This is a genomic window from Porphyromonas sp., from assembly GCF_030529325.1.
Taxonomy (GTDB): Bacteria; Bacteroidota; Bacteroidia; order Bacteroidales; family Porphyromonadaceae; genus Porphyromonas_A.
In genome coordinates, this window is sequence record NZ_JAUMXC010000015.1 from 18,512 (window position 1) to 39,465 (window position 20,954).

General features: G+C 47.3%; 11 protein-coding genes. 1 reads left to right on the forward strand and 10 read right to left on the reverse strand.

Going from position 1 to position 20,954, the window contains the following annotated elements:
* Positions 1-3 precede the first annotated feature (3 nt).
* From Q4A14_RS03840 to Q4A14_RS03865, 6 genes are all read right to left on the reverse strand, one after another.
* On the reverse strand, positions 4-2,418 hold the full coding sequence (locus Q4A14_RS03840; RefSeq protein WP_303170058.1) for a TonB-dependent receptor: 2,415 nt from the start codon (positions 2,416-2,418) through the stop codon (positions 4-6).
* Positions 2,419-2,728: 310 nt separating this feature from the next.
* The gene (locus tag Q4A14_RS03845; protein ID WP_303170059.1) at positions 2,729-3,304 is read right to left on the reverse strand and encodes a hypothetical protein; all 576 of its coding nucleotides are present in this window, start codon (positions 3,302-3,304) and stop codon (positions 2,729-2,731) included.
* A 665-nt stretch (positions 3,305-3,969) separates the two neighbouring features.
* Positions 3,970-7,524, reverse strand: coding sequence for a pyruvate:ferredoxin (flavodoxin) oxidoreductase (gene nifJ, locus Q4A14_RS03850; RefSeq protein ID WP_303170061.1), 3,555 nt, complete (start codon positions 7,522-7,524; stop codon positions 3,970-3,972).
* A 73-nt stretch (positions 7,525-7,597) separates the two neighbouring features.
* On the reverse strand, positions 7,598-8,770 hold the full coding sequence (locus Q4A14_RS03855) for an AAA family ATPase (RefSeq protein ID WP_303170062.1): 1,173 nt from the start codon (positions 8,768-8,770) through the stop codon (positions 7,598-7,600).
* 544 nt (positions 8,771-9,314) lie between these two features.
* The gene (gene ychF, locus Q4A14_RS03860; RefSeq protein WP_303170064.1) at positions 9,315-10,418 is read right to left on the reverse strand and encodes a redox-regulated ATPase YchF; all 1,104 of its coding nucleotides are present in this window, start codon (positions 10,416-10,418) and stop codon (positions 9,315-9,317) included.
* A gap of 368 nt (positions 10,419-10,786) precedes the next feature.
* Complete coding sequence (locus Q4A14_RS03865; RefSeq protein ID WP_303170066.1) at positions 10,787-12,166, reverse strand: tryptophanase; 1,380 nt, start codon at positions 12,164-12,166, stop codon at positions 10,787-10,789.
* A gap of 253 nt (positions 12,167-12,419) precedes the next feature.
* Between Q4A14_RS03865 and cls the strand changes: the two genes are divergently transcribed.
* Positions 12,420-13,913, forward strand: coding sequence for a cardiolipin synthase (gene cls, locus Q4A14_RS03870; RefSeq protein ID WP_303170067.1), 1,494 nt, complete (start codon positions 12,420-12,422; stop codon positions 13,911-13,913).
* A 457-nt stretch (positions 13,914-14,370) separates the two neighbouring features.
* Here the strand turns inward: cls and Q4A14_RS03875 are convergent, their stop codons facing one another.
* From Q4A14_RS03875 to Q4A14_RS03890, 4 genes are all read right to left on the reverse strand, one after another.
* Positions 14,371-15,414, reverse strand: a complete 1,044-nt coding sequence (locus Q4A14_RS03875; protein ID WP_303170069.1) for a hypothetical protein — start codon at positions 15,412-15,414, stop codon at positions 14,371-14,373.
* A 240-nt stretch (positions 15,415-15,654) separates the two neighbouring features.
* On the reverse strand, positions 15,655-16,938 hold the full coding sequence (locus tag Q4A14_RS03880) for a glycosyltransferase (protein WP_303170071.1): 1,284 nt from the start codon (positions 16,936-16,938) through the stop codon (positions 15,655-15,657).
* Positions 16,935-19,388 (reverse strand): 4-alpha-glucanotransferase, encoded by a 2,454-nt coding sequence (locus Q4A14_RS03885; protein WP_303170073.1) that lies wholly within the window; start codon positions 19,386-19,388, stop codon positions 16,935-16,937. Before Q4A14_RS03885 ends, Q4A14_RS03880 begins: the two co-directional genes overlap by 4 nt.
* 31 nt (positions 19,389-19,419) lie before the next feature.
* Positions 19,420-20,439, reverse strand: coding sequence for an ATP-dependent 6-phosphofructokinase (locus Q4A14_RS03890; protein ID WP_303170074.1), 1,020 nt, complete (start codon positions 20,437-20,439; stop codon positions 19,420-19,422).
* Positions 20,440-20,954 lie beyond the last annotated feature (515 nt).

The window sequence follows — 20,954 nt, forward strand, 5'->3', positions numbered from 1 at the left end:
GTCTTAGAATTTATATGTGTATGAGACTGAAGGGATAATAGGGAATACCGAAACAGATCGGATCACTGCTCTGCTTCGAGGACCGGCGGGCATTTCGTCCAGACTCACCATGAAAGAGTTGTGTTGCATGTACGCATTGTACACACTGATGTTCCATATGCCCATGTTGCCATTCTTTTTGGGTCTGTATATATTGAGACCCAGGTCAAGACGATGATAAGCAGGCAGAGCGTAGTTGTTGCGTTGGTCGATGAAGGAGTTCACATGGTGATCGATATCGATGTATTGCTCCTGTTGGATGGTCATACGATTTCCGGAAGAATAAGTCCATGCAGCCGACAGCTCTACATTTTTGCCAAGGCGATACATCCCCACGATATTCAATTTGTGACGGTTGTCGTACTTATCGGGAAATCTCCGTCCTCTATTGACTTCTCCATTCTTGAAGAGTCTGTCTGTCCAAGATAAGGTGTAGGCAATCCAGCCTGTAAACTTACCTTGACTTTTCCTCAACAACCACTCGAAGCCATAAGCTCTACCCGTACCTGCGGCTACTCTTTCCTGCCAGTCTATTTCAGACAGAAAAGCAGTCGCACCATCCTTATATGCAATGAGGTTATTGAGGCTCTTATAGTAGCCCTCCATCGAGACTTCATAAGCTCCGTTGTCCCAGTAGAGTCCGAGAGCTGTCTGTCGAGAGTGCATAGGTCTTACCTTCTTGGTCACAGGTACCCACATATCCGTAGGTAGGGAGATGACAGTCGTCTGCAAGAGGTGCACATACTGATTCATCTCAGCATAAGAGGCTTTGGCACTGAGATTGGGCAGTATCTCATATCTCGCCGAGAGCCTCGGCTGAGCACTGTAGTAAGTCTTCCCCTCCACGTTGATGACCGAAGCGTGCAGACCTATATTGGTCGAAAATCTATCGCTCCACTGTATCTCATCCTCTGCATAGAGAGATAGTTCATTGGCAGAGATAGGCTCCCCCTTTGTAGACTTTGCAAGACCCTTATCCTCCTTTTTGATATCTACCCCCGATAGGTTTCTTGTCTCGATATTGGGGCGAAAATTGTGTCGGATGAGGTTAGCGCCGAAGCGGACATAATGCTTATTGGACGGTGTCCAGTCAAAGTCCGAACGCACCCCGAAGTCTCGAATACCACTCGTGATATCATATTCGAAGCCTAATGTCAGCTCCGACTGTCCGCTTTTTGAGAGCTGATAGTTGTGGTCATTTGCCGCGATCGAAGCAGCATACTCACCATAGTAGAGGTTGGTATTGGCAAAGAGATTGGATGAGAAGACATGTGTCCAGCCCAATGAGGCGAGTTTACTGCCCCACTTTGCCAAAGAGCTCGTCTCGGCGGTCAGGAAGTGTGAGTAACCGCCCTCAGTGGTCTGATAGTCCTTGGACTGAAAATCAAGGACGTCATTTCCCATATAGAGACTCAGAAAGACACGATTGCGGTCGTCAAACTTATGATTGAGCTTGAAGTTGGCATCGTAGAAGTAATATCCGGGCATTTCCTGAGAGTAGTAATTGCTTGCACTCTCCTTCGCACTCTTGTTGCTGAAATGATATGCAGCCTTCATAAGGAGATCAAGGTAAGTACGGCGTAGAGATATATTGTATGAGGTCTTTCCCTTCTTAATAGGGCCTTCGAGATTGAGACGACTGGAGACAAGACCGATAGATGCAGTCCCCGAAAATTTCTCCATATCGCCATCCTTCATACGGACATCGAGTACCGAACTCAGACGACCTCCGAAACGAGCCGGAAAGCTACCTTTGTATAGTGTCGAGGTCTTTATCGCATCCGGATTGAATGCCGAGAAAAGTCCGAACAAGTGATTGACATTGTACATAGGGTTACCATCGATGAGATACAGGTTTTCATCCTGTCCTCCACCTCTGACAATCAGCCCCGAGAATCCCTCCTGACCTCTCGCCACTCCGGGCAAGAGCTGTGCGTACTTGATGAGGTCGGCCTCCCCTAATATCGCAGGGGTACGGTTGAGATCCTCCATACTCATCTTGATACGTCCGGTATCCATCCCCTTGACTTCGGACTGCCTGTTGCCGACAATCATGACTTCACTGAGTGCAGTACTTGCCTCGCTCAGTTCAATATTGAGTCGTGTGCTTTTTTCCACAAAAAGCGTGGTATCCTTCACGACATAACCGACGTAATTGAATCGAAGGTGCACTTCTCCGATGGGCACTTTGATGGAGTAAAATCCGAAGTTGTTGGATGATGTCCCGGCGTTGGAGGAAATGTCATAGATATTTGCTCCGATAAGAGTCTCCTTACTTGTGGCATCGGTGATATAACCGCTTATGGTAGCAGTCTGAGCAGAAGCCCAAAAAGTCAGGCATGAGAGCAACATTCCCCATAGGAAACGATGTGATTTCATATATAGTAATATTTTAGATATTTGACAATTAAGTCTTAGTGCTACCCATTAACAGAGCACACGAGGCCAAAGATATAAAAAATACTTACACATAAGTGAACCCACGCTTTGGCGATCATCACTGCTCAGTGGCAGATCATCACAAACCGAAGGATAAGGAGTCCTCAGTTCTCCCTATGGGTTTTCAAGCTAAACGCATAGAGACCTCTAACCTATATTCACACAAACCGACATCCCTTTCATATAAAAATAGCAGAGGAGAGATGTATTTTCTCTCCTCTGCTGTTTTTATACGAAGCCTTATTCGGGATTACTTAGCCTGCTCGAGGATATCGACAGTAAGTTCCTCTTTCAATTCGAGACCATTTTCAAATGTCAGAGTTATCAGAAGCTTTTGCTGAGGAGTCAATGGGGCTTGAACAAACTCCAGACTCATCGCCAAGGTATATTGTGTTCCGGAATTCAACGCTAAATGTTTGATCGGAGACAAGACATCTCCCGGCTCTGTTGTGTACCTTGCATGATTAGCAGATCCAAAGGTTTTTGGGTTCAATGTCTTGTCAAAGACGTGGTCAAAGGACTCAAATCTTACTCGAACCACATCCATGAGCGAACTACCTTCCGGATGAGTCTCATTGTATGCACTAAAGGCTTTTACTGAGACTTTTGAGATCGCAAATTCTGTAGTCTCATTATCCGTTGGTGTCGCGTGAGCATACATTTTTTCTTTGGGAGTATCTCCTTTTCTTTCGGCAAGCTTGACAAATTCACCAAAAGTCGCATCACTATACTTTGCATAGCGCTCTCCGGATAATTCAATAAGAAGCGAGGTGTGATCAGGCTTACCTGAGTCGTAAACACTACTGTTGTTCGCAACAACCTTCATAGCTTTTGGTGTCAAAATACCGGTAAAGAAATATTGCGAATTGAGGGTCAAGACCTCTTTTTGGTTAGTTTGCAAAGTCTCCTTACTGCAAGAACCGATTACCATTGCGCAAAGGCAAACGAATGATGTTAGTATTATCCTTCTTTTCTTTTAATCTCCTTTAATTTCGTGATTATATTGAAAATTATTGTCCTGACCACAAGTTTCATCTTCTCCCCTGAAAGGACTTCGTATTTCGTGGCATTACAAGTTAATAAACCATTTTATGAGTATGTAAGCCCAATCCATAACATACTGCCGATCGCAAATATAAGCAAACTTACCATATACTACAAAAAAATCTAAAAAACAGATAAGATATAGTATATCCCCTTGTGATTCTCTAAGCTCCGGAGATCAGCCTCATCCCAAAGTCGTCTAAAACGATGAAAAAGGTTATCTAACTTGATGACGAAGGTTGTCTAACTTGTCGCAACAAGTTAGACAACCTTTTGGGTTGGGTTTGACACTCTGGTTTTGGGATAAAGAAATATCGAAAGAGGGCTTGGTAAGATCTGCCCAAAAGCAGAAGCCCTCGACTACCACGTGATGGGAAGTCGAGAGCTATCTTAAAAGTGGAGAGAGTCGAAAATCGACCACTCCTTATGTAATCTGAAGGGGGAAGCTTATTCAGCTGCTTGTTCGCCTTCGTTCCAGTTCATTGAAGCAAGACGCTTGTAAGTTGTATATCTGAACTTAGCGTTTTCTTCAGCTGCCTTGAAGAGTTCTTCTGCTTCTGCAGGGAACTGCTTGAGGAGCGCGTTGTAACGAACTTCTCCCTTGAGGAAGTCTTGGAAGAGATCCCACTGTGGTTCCTTAGAGTCAACCTGGAATGGATTCTTACCTTCAGCTTCGAGCTGTGGGTTGTATCTCCAAAGGTGCCAGTAACCACACTCAACGGCGCGCTTAGCTTCGTTCTGAGTCTTACCCATACCTGCACGGAGACCGTGAGAGATACATGGAGAGTAAGCGATGACGATAGATGGTCCATCGTATGCTTCTGCTTCCTTGATCGCCTTGAGGGTCTGCGCTTGGTTGGCACCCATAGCTACCTGTGCCACATAGACGTAACCGTAAGTAGTTGCGATGAGACCGAGGTCTTTCTTGCGGATGCGCTTACCTGATGCGGCAAACTTGGCGATAGCACCTACAGGTGTAGACTTAGAGCTCTGACCACCCGTATTTGAGTAAACCTCAGTGTCGAGGACAAGGATGTTGACGTTTTCACCGCTTGCGATGACGTGGTCAAGACCACCGAAACCGATATCGTATGCCCAACCGTCACCACCGATGATCCACTGTGAACGCTTCACGAGGTACTGTGACAGGTCGCGGATACCCTTGCAGTCAGGACATACACCAGCTGCTACGAGTGGACGGATCTTCTCTGCAAGTTCGCGAGTCTTAGGTCCGTCGTTGCGGTTGTCAAGCCACTCTTGTAGAAGAGTCTTGAGTTCCTCAGGAGTATTTGGATTTTCGATAAGGTTCTTAGCGTGCTCCGCAAGACGATCGCGAAGCTTCTCTGTACCCATGAGCATACCGAAACCAAACTCTGCGTTGTCTTCGAAGAGAGAGTTTGCCCATGCAGGACCGTGACCCTTTTCGTTTACTGTATATGGAGTAGAAGGAGCCGAACCTGAGTAGATAGACGAACAACCTGTTGCGTTTGCTACCATCTGACGATCACCAAAGAGCTGAGTGATGAGCTTGACATATGGGGTCTCACCGCAACCCGCACAAGCTCCGGAGAACTCGAATAGAGGTTGAGAGAACTGTGAGTTCTTGACGTTTGCCGAGACATCGACAAGGTGCGCCTTAGAAGTAACATCCTTGACAGAGAAGTCCCAACGTGGTACTTCGCTCATCTGGCTTTCGATAGGCTTCATCTCAAGAGCCTTACCGTTCTTATTGCCCGGACATACGTCAGCACAGTTACCGCAACCAAGACAGTCAAGAACGTTGACCTGGATACGGAATTGCATATCTGCAAATGGCTTACCGATAGCCTTGAGAGTGTTGTATCCTTCAGGAGTCTTGCCTTGCTCTGCGCCATCGAGGACGAATGGACGGATGGTAGCGTGAGGACAGACGAACGCACACTGGTTACACTGGATACAGTTGTCGGCATTCCACTCAGGAACAAATGCAGCCACACCTCTCTTTTCAGAAGCTGCAGTGCTTTGATCCCATGTACCGTCTTCGCGACCCTTGAAAGCAGACACAGGCAGGCTGTCACCTTCTTGAGCGTTGATAGTACGTACTACGTGGTGGATAAACTCTGTGTCATCCTTGTGCATTACTGTAGCTTCAGGCTCGAGTGTTGCCCATTCAGGCTTCACAGGTACTTCGATGACTTCTGCACCACGGTCTACCGCAGCGTAGTTCATGTTGACGATGTTTTCACCCTTCTTACCGTAGCTCTTGACGATGAACTTCTTCATCTGCTCTACCGCGAGCTCGTAAGGGATGACGTTAGCGATCTTGAAGAATGCTGACTGAAGGATCGTGTTGGTACGGTTACCAAGACCGATCTCCTGAGCGATCTGTGTCGCATTGATCATGTAGAACTTGATGTTGTTCTTTGCGAGGTAAGCCTTCACCTTGTTTGGCAAGTGCTCTTCGATCTCATCAAGACCCCAGATAGAGTTGAGGAGGAAGGTGCCATTCTTACGAAGCCCCTTTGTCACATCATAAAGACGTAGGTATGCAGGCACGTGACAAGCAAGGAAGTGTGGGCTGTTGACAAGATATGTCGAACGGATAGGAGTATCACCGAAACGAAGGTGAGAACAAGTGAAACCTCCGGACTTCTTTGAGTCATAAGCGAAGTATGCCTGGCAGTATTTTTCAGTATTGTCACCGATGATCTTGACAGAGTTCTTGTTAGCACCGACAGTACCATCAGCACCAAGACCGTAGAACTTAGCTTCGAAACCGTTGTCAAACTCCAACTCCTTCTTGAGAGGAAGAGAAGTAAACGTAACGTCATCGACGATACCGATAGTGAAACGGTTCTTAGGCATGTTCATCGCGAGGTTGTCATACACCGCGAGGATCTGTGCAGGAGTAGTATCCTTAGATGAAAGACCATAACGACCACCTACGATGAGAGGAGCATCCTTCTTTCCGTAGTAGCAGTCCTTGACATCGAGGTAAAGTGGCTCACCATTTGCTCCCGGTTCCTTTGTACGGTCAAGCACAGCGATACGCTTCACGCTCTTTGGCATTGCAGCCAAGAAGTGCTTTGCAGAGAAAGGACGATAGAGGTGAACACTGAGAAGACCCACCTTGCGGCCCTTTGCCATGAGGTAGTCTACTGTCTCGCGGATAGCTTCAGTCACCGAGCCCATAGCAATGATGACATCTTCAGCATCCTCAGCACCATAGTAGTCGAAGAGGTGGTACTGACGGCCTGTGATCTTAGCGATCTCATCAAGGTACATCTGTACTGTCTCAGGCACAGTCTCATAGAATGGGTTGGATGCTTCGCGAGCCTGGAAGTAGATATCAGGATTTTGAGCTGTACCACGAGCTACAGGAGCTTCAGGGTTGAGAGCTCTCTTGCGGAACTTAGCAAGAGCTTCCTGATCGATGAGAGGAGCAATATCTTCCATGTTCATCGCTTCGATCTTTTGGATCTCGTGTGATGTACGGAATCCGTCGAAGAAGTGAACGAATGGTACGCTTGTCTTTATGGTAGCCAAGTGTGCAACACCGGCGATGTCCATAACCTCTTGTACCGAACCTGAACAAAGTTGTGCGAAACCTGTCTGACGGACAGCCATCACGTCCTGGTGGTCACCGAAGATAGAAAGAGCCTGAGCTGCGATAGCACGAGCAGATACATGGAAAACGCAAGGCAACAACTGACCTGCGATCTTGTACATATTAGGGATCATCAAAAGAAGACCCTGAGATGCTGTAAAGGTAGTGGTGAGAGCACCCGCCTGAAGCGAACCATGAAGAGCTCCGGCAGCACCGGCTTCACTCTGCATCTCTTGTACACGGACGGTCTCTCCGAAGATGTTTTTACGACCGTATGCAGCCCATTCGTCTACATACTCCGCCATTGTTGTAGAAGGTGTGATAGGGTAGATCGCAGCCACTTCACTGAACATATACGCGATATGCGCAGCGGCCTGATTACCATCACAGGTAATAAATGTTTTTCCCTTACTCATAGCAAAACACTTGTAAATAAAATTGTTAAGATAGGACTACCGAAGCAGTCCGGTTATTATTTTGTTTGTTTTTTTAGTATAAAAAACCGAAAAGCCACAATGGGATCTGACGCCCGTGACCTACGGTGAGATTATCCACGACAAAGTACGTGCTCGTATCGCCTCTCCTCCGCATCATGTCCGTAGCCCGGAGTGCATACTGTCCGTCCACGACAAAGTCCACTCCTCCGGTCTCTCCTGCACTCACAGAGTAATGAGGGGTAAGGTGACTGAGGAGGAATATTTTGCGGAGCTCATCCATCTGTGGTTCTTGGAGAGATAGCGTATGAGCTATATTTGTGTTGTTGAGATACAGACGATGGGGCTTCTTGGGATACTCCTCTCCCGACTTGTAGAGCATCGTGATCATACCGGCATCGGCGAGGTACTTGAGGTAGTTCATCACCGTAGCTCGGGAAGTCCCTATCTCCTTGCTCATCATCGATACGTTAGTGGTATTTGAAGTATTCGATGCGACGAGATAGAGGAGCTTACGCAACTTGTACAGGTATGCCGGTTCGATCTGATGGATGTAGACAACATCGACCTCGAGGATCATATTCATCGTCTTGACAAGCATCTCCCCGAAAGAAGCGACATTTTCCTGAAAGAAAGGGTAAAAGCCCTGCTTGAGATAGTCATTGAAGGCCACCGAAGGATGACACTCGTTGGCTATCGAAGCAGCTATATCTTCATGATGGCAGAGTATATCCTCAAGGGAATATGCGGGATGCTCAACATTATTGACAAACCCATAATACTCTCTAAACGAGAAACCTCTGAGGTCATAAACTTTGATGAAGTCAGCCTCCTCAGCCATGCACATCACGGACGAAGCGGCAAAGATGATGCGAAGAGCAGAAAACTCCTCATGGCATCTGCGCAACTCTGCCGACCAGTTGGGATACTTGAATATCTGATCAAGCAAAAGCAACTCCCCACCCGTCGCAACAAAGGCCTTCACGAAGTCATACAGAGTATGCTCTGAGAAGTAGAAGTGGTTGAGATTGGCATACAGACACTCCTCGGATGCAGGACTGTAATGCTCGGCAACATAGTCAAGCAAAAATGATGTCTTGCCGATACCTCTTGTACCCCTCACACAGATAAATCGATGTGTAGGATCAAGCTCATCCATCAGCGTACGTCTCACGTGCTTAGGACGATGCTCCAAGAGCTGTCTGTGTATCTTATAGAATGCTTCCATCAAAGGCGTTTGACCTACGTTTGTTACTGTCAGATATTCAATATTTTGGTTCCAATATCACCACTTTCAAAAGTCTCAAAAGAGGCACACATCTTTACCATTTTATTTCCATCCCCAAAAGTAGGTATATTTTTTGAATTATGCAATCTCCATATTACAATTAACACCCTATTGAGTCTATTTTTTTACTTATTACACATTCACAACAGTATATTTTACATTAAAAACACACCTTCAAAGTACCCCAAAAACTCACTCACCCTCCGAAAGGAGAAGGATTGCTACAAATTCCCCACTCTAAGCTCTCCAAATCACCACCCCCTTACGACACAAAGAAAATATATACCAACAAGTAGCTAAGCGTTCAAAATCGAGGCACCTGTGTTGGTGCATTGATGTGCTGACCTTGTGTCTTTGAGTCAGATGACTTTTCGCCCCCGACCGACTTCGAGGATAACAGTCACCATGATGCAGAAAAAAGAAAGGCAACTTCGCATTTGTGTAGCGAAGTTGCCTTTCTTTTCAATTTTATATATGGAGACTCTTAGACGTTGAATCTGAAGTGCATGATATCCCCATCCTGCACGACATACTCCTTACCCTCGACGGCCATCTTGCCGGCCTCCTTCACTGCATTCTCCGAGCCATAATGGATAAAGTCATCATACTTGATCACCTCGGCACGGATAAATCCTTTCTCAAAATCCGTATGTATCACGCCTGCACACTGAGGGGCTTTGCTGCCCTTGAGGTATGTCCATGCCCTCACTTCCTGCACACCGGCAGTGAAGTAGGTCTCGAGGTTGAGAAGAGCATAAGCCGCACGTATGAGACGAGAGACGCCGGACTCCTTGAGACCGATCTCTTCGAGGAACATCTGACGCTCTTCGTAAGTCTCAAGCTCGGCAATTTCGCTCTCTATCTTCGCCGCCACGACAAGGATGTGAGCACCTTCGTCTGCAACAGCCTTACGCACAGCCTCAACATGTTCGTTGCCGGTTACAGCCGATGCCTCATCGACATTGCAGACATACAATATGGGCTTTGCGGTGAGGAGAAACAGTTCGCGAGCAGCTTTCTTTTCATCAGGAGTGTCAAACTCCACGGTACGTGCCGACTTGCCTTGCTCCAAAGCCTCCTTGTATCGACTGAGGACACCAAAAAGGAGAGCAGCCTGCTTGTCTCCACCTGTTTTGGCCTGCTTTTCGACACGCTGGATACGAGCTTCGACAGTCTCAAGATCCTTGAGTTGCAACTCGGTATCGATGACACTTTTGTCTCTCACCGGATCGACCGATCCATCGACGTGAGTGATATTGTCGTCCTCAAAACATCTGAGGACATGGATGATAGCATCTGTCTCGCGGATGTTGGCAAGGAACTTGTTGCCCAAACCTTCGCCACGGCTTGCACCCTTGACAAGACCGGCAATATCCACGATCTCAACTGTCGTAGGGACAATGCGCTGAGGGTGAACGATCTCAGCAAGCTTGTTGAGACGCTCATCGGGAACGGTGATGACGCCGACATTGGGTTCGATGGTACAGAAGGGGAAATTTGCAGACTGAGCCTTAGCGTTGGAAAGGCAATTAAAAAGCGTCGACTTGCCCACATTAGGAAGACCGACGATACCGCATTGTAGTGCCATATATTATATATCAGTATTTGAATTATCTATTTTCGAGCCACAAAGTTACAAATTTATCCCCCGCAGACAAAAAGCCTCAGCAAGACAGCATTGAAATCCTTACGCCGAGAGTGGAGGCTCGCGAACAAACAATGCCTAAAGCTCGAAATCAAGTTGTCTAACTTGTTTCATTAACTTAGACAACCTTCGTCATCAAGTTAGACAACCTTTTTTGAAGCGTTCGACTTTCGCTCTGTGAGAAGACCCCGAATTGCATTGAGTACCACCCTAAGACCGGCGTGGTAGCATTGGGAAAAGCAAAGGGGCATTATCATCCGGGATGGATGACAATGCCCCTTGTCGTTGTATGATGTATATTGTGATGCGGTTTACTTCACGCGCTCAAGTTCCACAGTGAAGTGACGCATCACAGGAAGTTCGTGAGTGATGGTGAAGCCCTTAGTGATGCTTGCTGCACGTTCCTTTACGTTAGCGAATGCTGCAGCTACAACGTCCATATGGTTATTGGTGTATGTACGACGTGGGATAGCAAGACGAAGGAGCTCGAGACGTGGATAACGGTTTTCGCGTGTATCAGGGTCACGATCAGCGAGGATAGCGCCGATCTCCACACCACGGACACCTGCTTCGAGATAAAGCTCGATACCAAGTGTCTGAGCGATGAACTGTTCCTTAGGCACGTTGGTAAGGATCTGCTTAGCATCCACGAAGATAGCGTGACCACCTGCAGGGCGTTGGTAAGGGATACCATACTCATCAAGCTTAGAACCGAGATAAGCCACCTGACGGATACGGGCATCGAGAGTGTCGAACTCTGTACCTTCGTCAAGACCTTGAGCGAGGGCGTTCATATCTCTACCGCTCATACCACCGTAAGTGATATAACCTTCGTTCATGATACAGAACATCTGGCACTTGCGCCATAGCTCTTCGCTCTTGAAGGCAACGAAACCACCCATATTGACGATAGCATCCTTCTTGCTCGACATAGTCATGATGTCTGCGTAAGAATACATCTCACGTACGATTTCCTTGATGGTCTTGTCAGCATAACCTTCTTCACGCATTTTGATGAAGTATGCGTTCTCTGCAAAACGAGCAGAATCAAGGAGGAGAGTGATACCATACTTGCGGCAAAGCTCAGAAGTCTCACGGATGTTCCTCATAGATACGGGCTGACCACCTGCAGTGTTGTTGGTCACGGTGAGGACTACGCAAGGGATCTTTTCCTTTGGAGTTTCCTTAAGGATCTTTTCGAGCTTGTTGAGGTCCATCTCACCCTTGAATGGGATTTCGAGTTGAGTGTCCGCAGCAGCATCGATGGTACAGTCGGGAGCATAAGCCTGACGGAACTCGATGTGACCCTTGGTTGTGTCGAAGTGTGAGTTACCGGGGATGATGTCACCTTTCTTTACGATAGTGGAGAAAAGGACATTTTCTGCAGCACGACCTTGGTGAGTAGGCAAGAAGTAATCAAAGCCGAGGATGTCTTTGATTGCCTTCTTCATGTTGAAGTAGCTTGATGCGCCTGCATAGCTTTCGTCACCAAGCATCATAGCTGACCACTGACGGTCACTCATCGCTCCTGTACCGGAGTCAGTAAGGAGATCGATAAATACCTGATCGCTCTTGAGCATGAAGAGGTTGTACTTAGCATCGCGAATCCATCGTTCACGATCCTCTCTTGTAGAGACACGGATAGGCTCTACCATCTTAATCTTATACGGTTCAGCATAAGGTAGTTTCATAATACTCTCTTTTGTAGTGGTTAGTATATAATCTTCAGTTAAAAACTTCGCTAAAGTTACAAAAAAACGGAGAAGCGCAACCCCTTCCAAAAGAATATAATCATCCAAAAACACCTCTTATCTAAGAACATAGAAAATCCACATTCTCAGATTCAAGCACAAAAAACAACATTTTAACGAAAATAATATGTAACTTGCAACGAGTAGAACAGTATTGTGAAGATACAGCAACATTTCAACACTACCCCTCACGATGTTTCTCACTATTATTGAGAGTTTTATAGATCCGATCGTGACCACACTATCCCATGAGGTCTTTTGGAGGACATTATATGTGACACTTATCTTCAGTGTCATTCTCCTTGTCGTGCTTGAAAACCGCAATCCGATAAAGGCTATTGGTTGGGTCGTTATACTCATACTGTTGCCGGCAGTGGGATTGGTGGCATATTTCTTCTTCGGGAGGGATAATCGCAGGATCAGACTACTATCGCGCCAGGCCTACCGGAGGATCACGAACAATGCCGTGCCTCGGATACCGATAGGCAACAACACCAATGCAAAACATAAAGAGCTCATACATAGACACAACTGTCCGATCTCTCATCTCATAAAAACTCAAACCAACTCCCCCATTCTATCGGCCCAAACCCTGAAAATATTTACGGAGGGACAGTCGAAGATGAATGCACTCTACGAGGATGTCCTTCGTGCTAAGGAGCACATACACATCCAATACTACATAATTTCCGACGACGACACGGGCAAGGCTCTCTCTGATCTGCTAATCATGAAAGCTGCAGAAGGTGTCAAGGTGCGTGTCATCTATGACCACGTGGGTAGCTGGGAGGCATCCAACTCCTTTTTCCGAAACATGAAACGAAAGGGGGTCGAAGTCTATCCTTTTTTACCCGTGGTATTTCCGATACTCACAAGCAAGGCCAACTACCGTAATCACCGAAAAGTCATTGTGATAGACGGAGAGATAGGTTACATAGGAGGGATGAATATCGCCAACAGATACACCATAGGCAACGAACTCGGGATATGGAGGGATACACACATACGCATCACAGGCCCTGCCGTCAATGGTCTTCAGGCATCATTCATGACGGACTGGTATGTGGCTTCGCAACGCATCCTGCCCATAGATGTCTATCACTCCCCCGCACATGAGGAGGTCATACCCGCGTCTCAAGACATACCCATGCAGATATTTCAGTCCGGCCCTACAGGTCCATGGCGCACCCTGCTACTGACCCTTACCAGAGCCATCAGTTGTGCGCAAAAGTCTGTATGGATAGAGACTCCTTACTTCCTGCCCAACGATTCACTCTTCAAGGCTATTACGGGAGCAGCCCTCTCGGGCATCGATGTCCGCCTGATGATACCTCACAGGGGAGACAGCAAGACCGTACGGCTCGCAAGCGACTCATACATAGCAGACCTGCTCGAAGCCGGAGTCAAGGTATACAGATACCAACGCTCCTTCTTGCACTCCAAGTTGATGATCATCGATGACAACCTTACGATATTGGGATCGGCCAACATGGACTTCCGCAGTCTGGAGCACAACTTTGAGATCACCGGATGCATCTATGACGATACAGTAACGGCAGAGATGAAGGAGCTCTTTGTACAAGATCTCAAACATTGCATGACTCTCACCCCTCGCACGTGGAGACGCCGATCATTTGGCACAAGATTAGCAGAATCGATCATGCGTTTGTTTGCTCCACTTCTATGAGCACGGATAGAAGATCGATCGGGGCTATTGACCCAACCACAAACCAATTCTGAGATTTTCACACTCTTTTTCGCGTCCCCTTATCTGAGACTCCAAGACAAACAGGAAGTGATATCGGAGAAGCCCAACTCACATCAGGCCTTGTGGAGCGACCTTCGGTGAGTCGGGCTCAAAAAAGCGACCGCCATCAGGGCATTGGTCGCGGACTTTCTATGACGTTCTTTCCAAATCAGGACATATAAAATACCGACCATAAGAAAAGCACACCCGTAAGGGGCTCTCATACAGTCTCAGTATCTGGGCATTTATGTCTTCTGATTATCATCGTGTTTCTCTTCAAATAGCTCCAAAGCAATCCGATTATAAGGATAACTATCGGCTCGTATAAACAGCTAAAAAAACAAATACCCCTCATCAAGGAGTGCCTGCGCAATCATCACAGACGTATCGCGGACACTCAGGGATAATACTCTATCCTGCGCTCTATGATATAGTCAGGGATATACTCCCCATCAGAGGAAGCCCGATAGGCAATGAGTCGTATCCAATTGCCCAACTCATCATAGCTGTAGACAAAGGTATTAGAGAAGTTGAATGATCCATCACTTGAGCGAAGAGCCTCCTCCACCATTTCGCCTTTGTCATCGTATCTATAACTGATCATCTGACTCACAAGAGACATACCGTCAGAGCAACACTCATAGGTGATGATCTCAGTGAGATTATTTTTCTCATCGTATATGTGGACCTCTCGACTGCTGATGGTATCCTCCGGCAGTCGATAGCTTTCGATCATGGTCACTTGCCCACTATTGTTGTAGGTAGTACGCTCTTTGTAACCGGAGCCGTCACGTTGATACTCCATCTTGATGCACTCGACCTTGGTCTCTCCGCTGAATGTATCACAGATCTCCTCCTCAAGCATACCATTAGCATCAAACTTTGACTCCCTCACGATATTATTATCCTCATCATACGAAATGGTATGACGTCCCACGACTTTACTATTTTCATCGTAGTAGACTGTCTCTATGGGGCGTCCCTTCTTATCGTAGATAAAATGATCTTTGCTGACAGAGCTACCATCGACCTTACGACGTTCCTTACACACGAGATTTCCTCTCTCGTCATAGGTGAAAGTATCGACATTGGAACCGCCATCAAAAGCGAAGTGTCTGGTCGTCTTTACGACTCTGCCATCTTCGCCATAAGTATAAGTGATACGATAGCGATCTCTGTAACCCTCCGAATTGACCTCGAGTGTCGGAGCACCTTCCTCATTGTAGGCGTAGTATTTATAGCCACGGGAGAATGTCTTTTCGGCAGACCCGTAAGTACCCACAGCAGAAAAGGTCTCCACTATGCACGACCTGACCCTGCCACGGAAACCCAATTCCTCGAGCACAGTTTTCTTCACAGAATACTCCTCAATCTGCTTGGTCTCCGCACAGCCCATTAGAAACAATAAAACAGCAACTAAAGCGCTCCAAAAAAGCTTCATCCCTATGGACTATTGGTTAATAAGACACAACAAATATAAATATTTAATACGAATCAGCCATGAATATCGATAAAATATCTGCACCTAAAATGATATCGGATTGACCTGAAAGATCATATCTCTTTTGTCTCAACTCCTACGGAATCAGAGCCATGCTCCGTATGTCATGATTTTCTCCCAAAGTTGCCTAACATGGCGCATCAAGTTAGAGATTTCGATTTGTCGCCTTCTGTACGTTCGTCAACGTTCTGCTCTACTCTCAAGGGCAAGCCTGTAGAGCTCCCTGACCTGAGCAGCAACGGCATCGGAGTGAAAAGGTGCCGCAGTCGCACTGATATGCTCTCTATCACCCAAAAGATCCGGAGTATCAGATAGTCTCACAAGAGCTTGCGCCATTGCTGTGGTATCATAAGGGGGGATAAGGATACCGCTTGCATCCTCTCGGATAATATCCGGAACACCTCCGACTCTGAAAGCCAACACCGGAGTCCCACAAGAAATGGACTCAAGGATGGTCTGACCAAAAGTTTCAAAAAGAGAGGTCGAAAGAGTCACACGAGAACTGCTGTATAAAGATGCCAATTGGTCAGGGGATGAGATATTTCCAAGGCTCTTGACAGAGACCGGAAAGTCCTCAAGAGCATGAGGACTTTTAGGAGTCCCGACACAGACAAACGTAGCCTTTTGGGCAAAGTCAGATGATATCTCGCATACCTTTATGAGAGCTTCCTTACAGAGCTCCAAACCCTTGATCGGATCATCGGGTCGAGCTGCAACAAAAAGCATTTGAAAACAGCTCGAACCCTCCCCTACACGTGGGTAAAAGATAGAAGTATCTATCATATTGGGCACGACAGAGACTCTTGCGGAGGAGGCAAGTCCGGAACTACTGACCTTGGAAGCAACATCTTGACTCACTGCCAAGAAATGGATATCGGAATAAGGGAGAAGGCTTTTGCGCTCAAACTGTCGCCATGCAAGGTCATTTTTATCTTGAGTCGAAAGCATAGGACAGTCTCCGCAATGGCTTGAAGACTTTTCACAGCACCGGGTCTGCCCCTGATGAGTATAGTATGGGATATGGCATCCGCCCGTAATAGGCCAAAGGTCATGAAGGGTCCAAAAGACAGGCTTCCCCGTGCGCATAATGGCATCAAGACCTCGGAGAGAAAGAAAACCGTGCTGGACCCAATGCACATGGATAATGTCTGCCCACTCCACCCACGGGTGGTGGGAGATATCTGTACCACTATCTTCGGGGGAAAACTTGAACAATCGACTCCGGTCATAGCCGACATGAGGCAACAGCATAAGACGCTCGGAGAAAAAGGCAGTCTTCCACCTCAACTTACCCCAAAAACCTTGATAAAAGGAGGTTATATACTTATCCTCTACTCCATCTGCAGGAGCAGCAACGAGCATACGGGCATCGACACCGACACCTCTCAAAGCCTCCAACAGTCTCCGACAGGCAACGGCAGCTCCCCCACCATGGAGATATGTATTGATCAAAAGGACTTTCATTGCGTCAAGGCTCTTATCTTTACAGTCAGGTCTGCATCATCCATCAATTCCTCGACCGAACCATACATACGGTAGTTCCAGATATGATGAGCATCCTCAGGAATATTGATACGCTCGTCACAAGGAGAGACAGTAGAGCCGTATCCGGATAATACGCTCCAATCCTGAAGAGGAAGGATGACAAAGAGGGCAGAAGTCCGGAAGAGAGAAGCGATGAGAGCATCCGGAGCAAAAGGCTGATCCGAGAGGTAAAAAGCCTTGATCTCTTGTTGCTCTTGTGAAGAGAGATTTTCCCACCATTCCCTCAATGCCGGCATATCGTGAGTGGAAGTACTCAAGACCGAAAGCATAGGGATATGATCCTTACAGACAATGGCATGAGATGGTGTTTTGGACATGCGAAGGATCTCAAGCGAAAGGATCTCACAACTTGACAATACTTCGCCCACACTACGGGGCAACATACCGAGATCTTCGGCACAGAGGAGCATATCCGATGCCGTCATCAGGCTTCGGAGACGCTCAAGAGCAGTCTGTCGCCACAGTTCCTCATTGCGATAATAGTAATACTCATCATGGAGCGACATGAGAGCGTGAGCCGTTTCCTCTCCGACTTCACTATTATGGATCACTCGTGAAAGCATGACTCGGGGATGATAGTACCCCAAATCATCCCGTACCAGCAGGCGATGATCGGGCTGCGCCTCATCACTCAAGATTTCGGGAGACATGATACCCCTTTCGACAAGCTCCTCAGCCGAGTAACCCAGAGCCGGTGCAAAATGCCCGAGACAAGGATCTGACTCTCCCCGCGGTGCACTCCAAATCCTAAAAAAGCCAAGGATGTGATCAATCCGTATAGCATGAAAGTACTTCCCCATTGTAGAGAGACGCCTACGCCACCACTTGTACCCATCGGCACTCATGACATCCCAATTGTACGTAGGGAAGCCCCAAAGTTGACCTTTTTCTGAGAATGCATCTGGAGGAGCTCCTGCGTTCCGATCGGTATTGAAAAGAAGTGGTTCGACCCAAACATCAACACTGTTGTATCCCACACCTATTGGCAAATCTCCCTTGAGGAGGATACCATACTCATCGGCCTTGGAGCGCAATGCCTTCAACTGAGCATAAAGATGATATTGCACAAAAGCATGGAGCATCACCTCTGTATGTGCCTCGAGATCTTCAACCTTCCGGCAGGAAGTCCACTGAGCCAAGACCCTGTGATACTCGGGGAAAGAAGTGACTTCCCTACGAGGATGTCGCTCCCTTAGTGTACAGAAAAGACAATATGCCGTCAACTGGTCACCTCCCTCGGTCCAAAAATTCAGAAAGTCAGACGATTCATACCCTTTGTATCTATACCACCGGTCAAAGCAATACTTGATGATTTCCCACTTCAAGTTCAATGATTCAAGATAAGCTACCGTGGGTAGAGCATTGAGTTGGGAGGCTGTTTCTCTCCAGCTTTTGACTTCAGGGGAAGTCTCAAAGAAAGGGAGCTCCTCGACAGAGAGATACAAGGGATTGAGCCCGTAAGTCGTCACACTGTTGTATGGATAAGTATCCCTCAGAGTACCGGTGAATGCCGTGTCATATATAGGTAAAAGTTGATATACCCTTTGGCCGGTCTTATGCAGCCACTCCAAAAGAGTCTGAGCATCTCTAAGATCTCCGACACCGTAAGATCGACTTGTACGGATAGAAAACAAAGGAAGGACTGTTCCTGCAAGCTGATGAGGCAATCGGCACATATCCACCTCAAAACGCGGAGGATCGACATACCTCACGTCGGAGGCGTCATGGGAAGAAAGAGCTCTGTTATCCCCTACTTCCCAGAGATAAGAACCATCCTTTTGACGGAAAACAAATTTATAGCAAGTATCTTCATCGGGGCAAGTGAAGTGATAGTCATCTTCGCATCTTGCCAAAAGCAATCCATTGTCAGGTTGCCACGAGCCGAGAGACTCGGATGCCCCACAGACTATCAGCTCCCCCTCCCAAAGATGGGGGAAGTGCACTGCAACGACCTTCGCCTTGTCTCTCAGGGATATAGGCGAAGAGGGCGCATTATCCTTGAGACCAAAAAGAGTAGAGACGGGCTCTCTCCTCATCCGGTGAGCCGGAGTCTCGTCTATCCACCGATCGTGTATAGACAAAAACTCACAAGAGTCATCATCAACACGCAGTGTATGTGCCACGGGGGCCTCAAAACGGACGGGAATATCCGAACGTTCAAGCCTGTAATTATACCTTATGGTGAAGCCTTTACTGTTTGGAGGAAAGCTCTCTCTCGGAATGGACACACGCCACAACCCGGCGTCTTGACTCATGGAAAAACGCTCATGCCTACTCTCCCCTTCCTCATCGAAAAAGAACTCCCCGACCCAGACGAGTCGGCTGTCTGTATCAAAGACATGATACTCTATGCCAAAATGCAACTCCACAACCAGGACTGTTTACAGGAAACAAAAAAACTCATTCCCTCGGAAGTCCGAACGAAATACCCATACGACGCCCTTGTACAATGAGCTCATTGTCCGGCTCGACCAACTTAAGCCGTCCGGCAACTTCCGACAGTGCGATGTGACTGAGTGCCCCCTTGTGCATACGCACCATCACGCCGAATTGACCCTGAGCGACGAGTTGAGCCGCGTGTCCTCCCATACGAGTACCGAGATTGCGATCTGTTGCAGATGGAGCTCCCCCACGTTGGACATAACCAAGCACTGTCTCTCTACACTCGATAGAAGTCTCCTCCGAAAGTATCTTACTGAGTCTGTGACCCGGACGCTTTTTCCCATTGATCTCAATACCCTCGGCCACCACGATGATGGAGTGACGCTTGCCTGCCCGAGCTCTATCGACGATGACAGTCTTGATCTCTTCGATGTCAAAACCAAGTTCAGGCAAAAGGATCACATCGGCAGCTCCGGCCATACCGGCATGCAAAGCAATCCAGCCTGCATGATGCCCCATGACCTCGACTACCATGACGCGATTGTGCGAAGCCGCCGTACTGTGCAGACGATCGATAGCTTCGGTCGCAATACTTACAGCCGTGTCAAATCCGAAAGTAACATCAGTTCCCCAGACATCATTATCTATGGTCTTTGGGATAGCGACAACATTCAGACCAAGATCCGAGACGATCTTGGCAGTCTTCATCGTACCATTGCCTCCGATGGCAACGATAGCGTCAAGGCCCAAGTCATGATAAGCACGACAAAACTCGTTGGCAAAAGCCTCATCCTGCAATAATGCCTTCCCCACACGTCCCTCACGAGAAGTGCCGAGAATAGTCCCACCCAAGTGTAGGATACCACTCAGTTTATCCATATCAAGGACTTCATAACTGTGCGCAGGGATTCCCGAAAAACCTTTATGAAAACCCAAGACCTCCATGCCATGAGCAACCATGGCAGTCTTACCTACTCCCCTTATCGTTGCGTTTATACCCGGACAATCTCCCCCCGAAGTAATTATGCCTATTCTCATATACCCTTATGCTTATTTAATGACTAAGGTAGCAAAAAATACCGACTGTTCGTCACAGAAAAGCCCCACTCTACTCAACACCGACGGCTATAACGATAAATGATAGAAAGTCGACCAATAGGATTTACCCCAATGACATAAACCTACCCTCCCCACATCTACATATCCCGATCCCCGTCACTCATCCATATCTCTCACATCCTACCACTCATTCTAATATCTTATCCCTACCTACTCGTGATTCTCGCCCGATCACTCATTCCCATCTCTCATTCCCCACCACTCATATCTCGTCTCTCATCACTCAAAAAAATCAGCTCACCCCTTCACAATATCGCGGCTTGCCTCCTCTCCTGAAGAGGCAAAAAAGGTTGTCCGACTTGACACATCAAGTTAGACAACCTCATTCATCAAGGTAGGCACGTGAATTTCGGGAGATATACATCCTACCCCAATCGTTTATCAAATGATCCTCCATACAACAGGGTTTTCCGCAGTTCACAGCATAACCCCAA

Coding starts and splice junctions, on each gene's coding strand:
- Q4A14_RS03840 (WP_303170058.1), bottom strand. CDS start 2,418: ATGAAATCACATCGTTTCCTATGGGGAATGTTGCTCTCATGCCTGACT.
- Q4A14_RS03845 (WP_303170059.1), bottom strand. CDS start 3,304: ATGAAGGTTGTTGCGAACAACAGTAGTGTTTACGACTCAGGTAAGCCT.
- nifJ (WP_303170061.1), bottom strand. CDS start 7,524: ATGAGTAAGGGAAAAACATTTATTACCTGTGATGGTAATCAGGCCGCT.
- Q4A14_RS03855 (WP_303170062.1), bottom strand. CDS start 8,770: ATGGAAGCATTCTATAAGATACACAGACAGCTCTTGGAGCATCGTCCT.
- ychF (WP_303170064.1), bottom strand. CDS start 10,418: ATGGCACTACAATGCGGTATCGTCGGTCTTCCTAATGTGGGCAAGTCG.
- Q4A14_RS03865 (WP_303170066.1), bottom strand. CDS start 12,166: ATGAAACTACCTTATGCTGAACCGTATAAGATTAAGATGGTAGAGCCT.
- cls (WP_303170067.1), top strand. CDS start 12,420: ATGTTTCTCACTATTATTGAGAGTTTTATAGATCCGATCGTGACCACA.
- Q4A14_RS03875 (WP_303170069.1), bottom strand. CDS start 15,414: ATGAAGCTTTTTTGGAGCGCTTTAGTTGCTGTTTTATTGTTTCTAATG.
- Q4A14_RS03880 (WP_303170071.1), bottom strand. CDS start 16,938: ATGAAAGTCCTTTTGATCAATACATATCTCCATGGTGGGGGAGCTGCC.
- Q4A14_RS03890 (WP_303170074.1), bottom strand. CDS start 20,439: ATGAGAATAGGCATAATTACTTCGGGGGGAGATTGTCCGGGTATAAAC.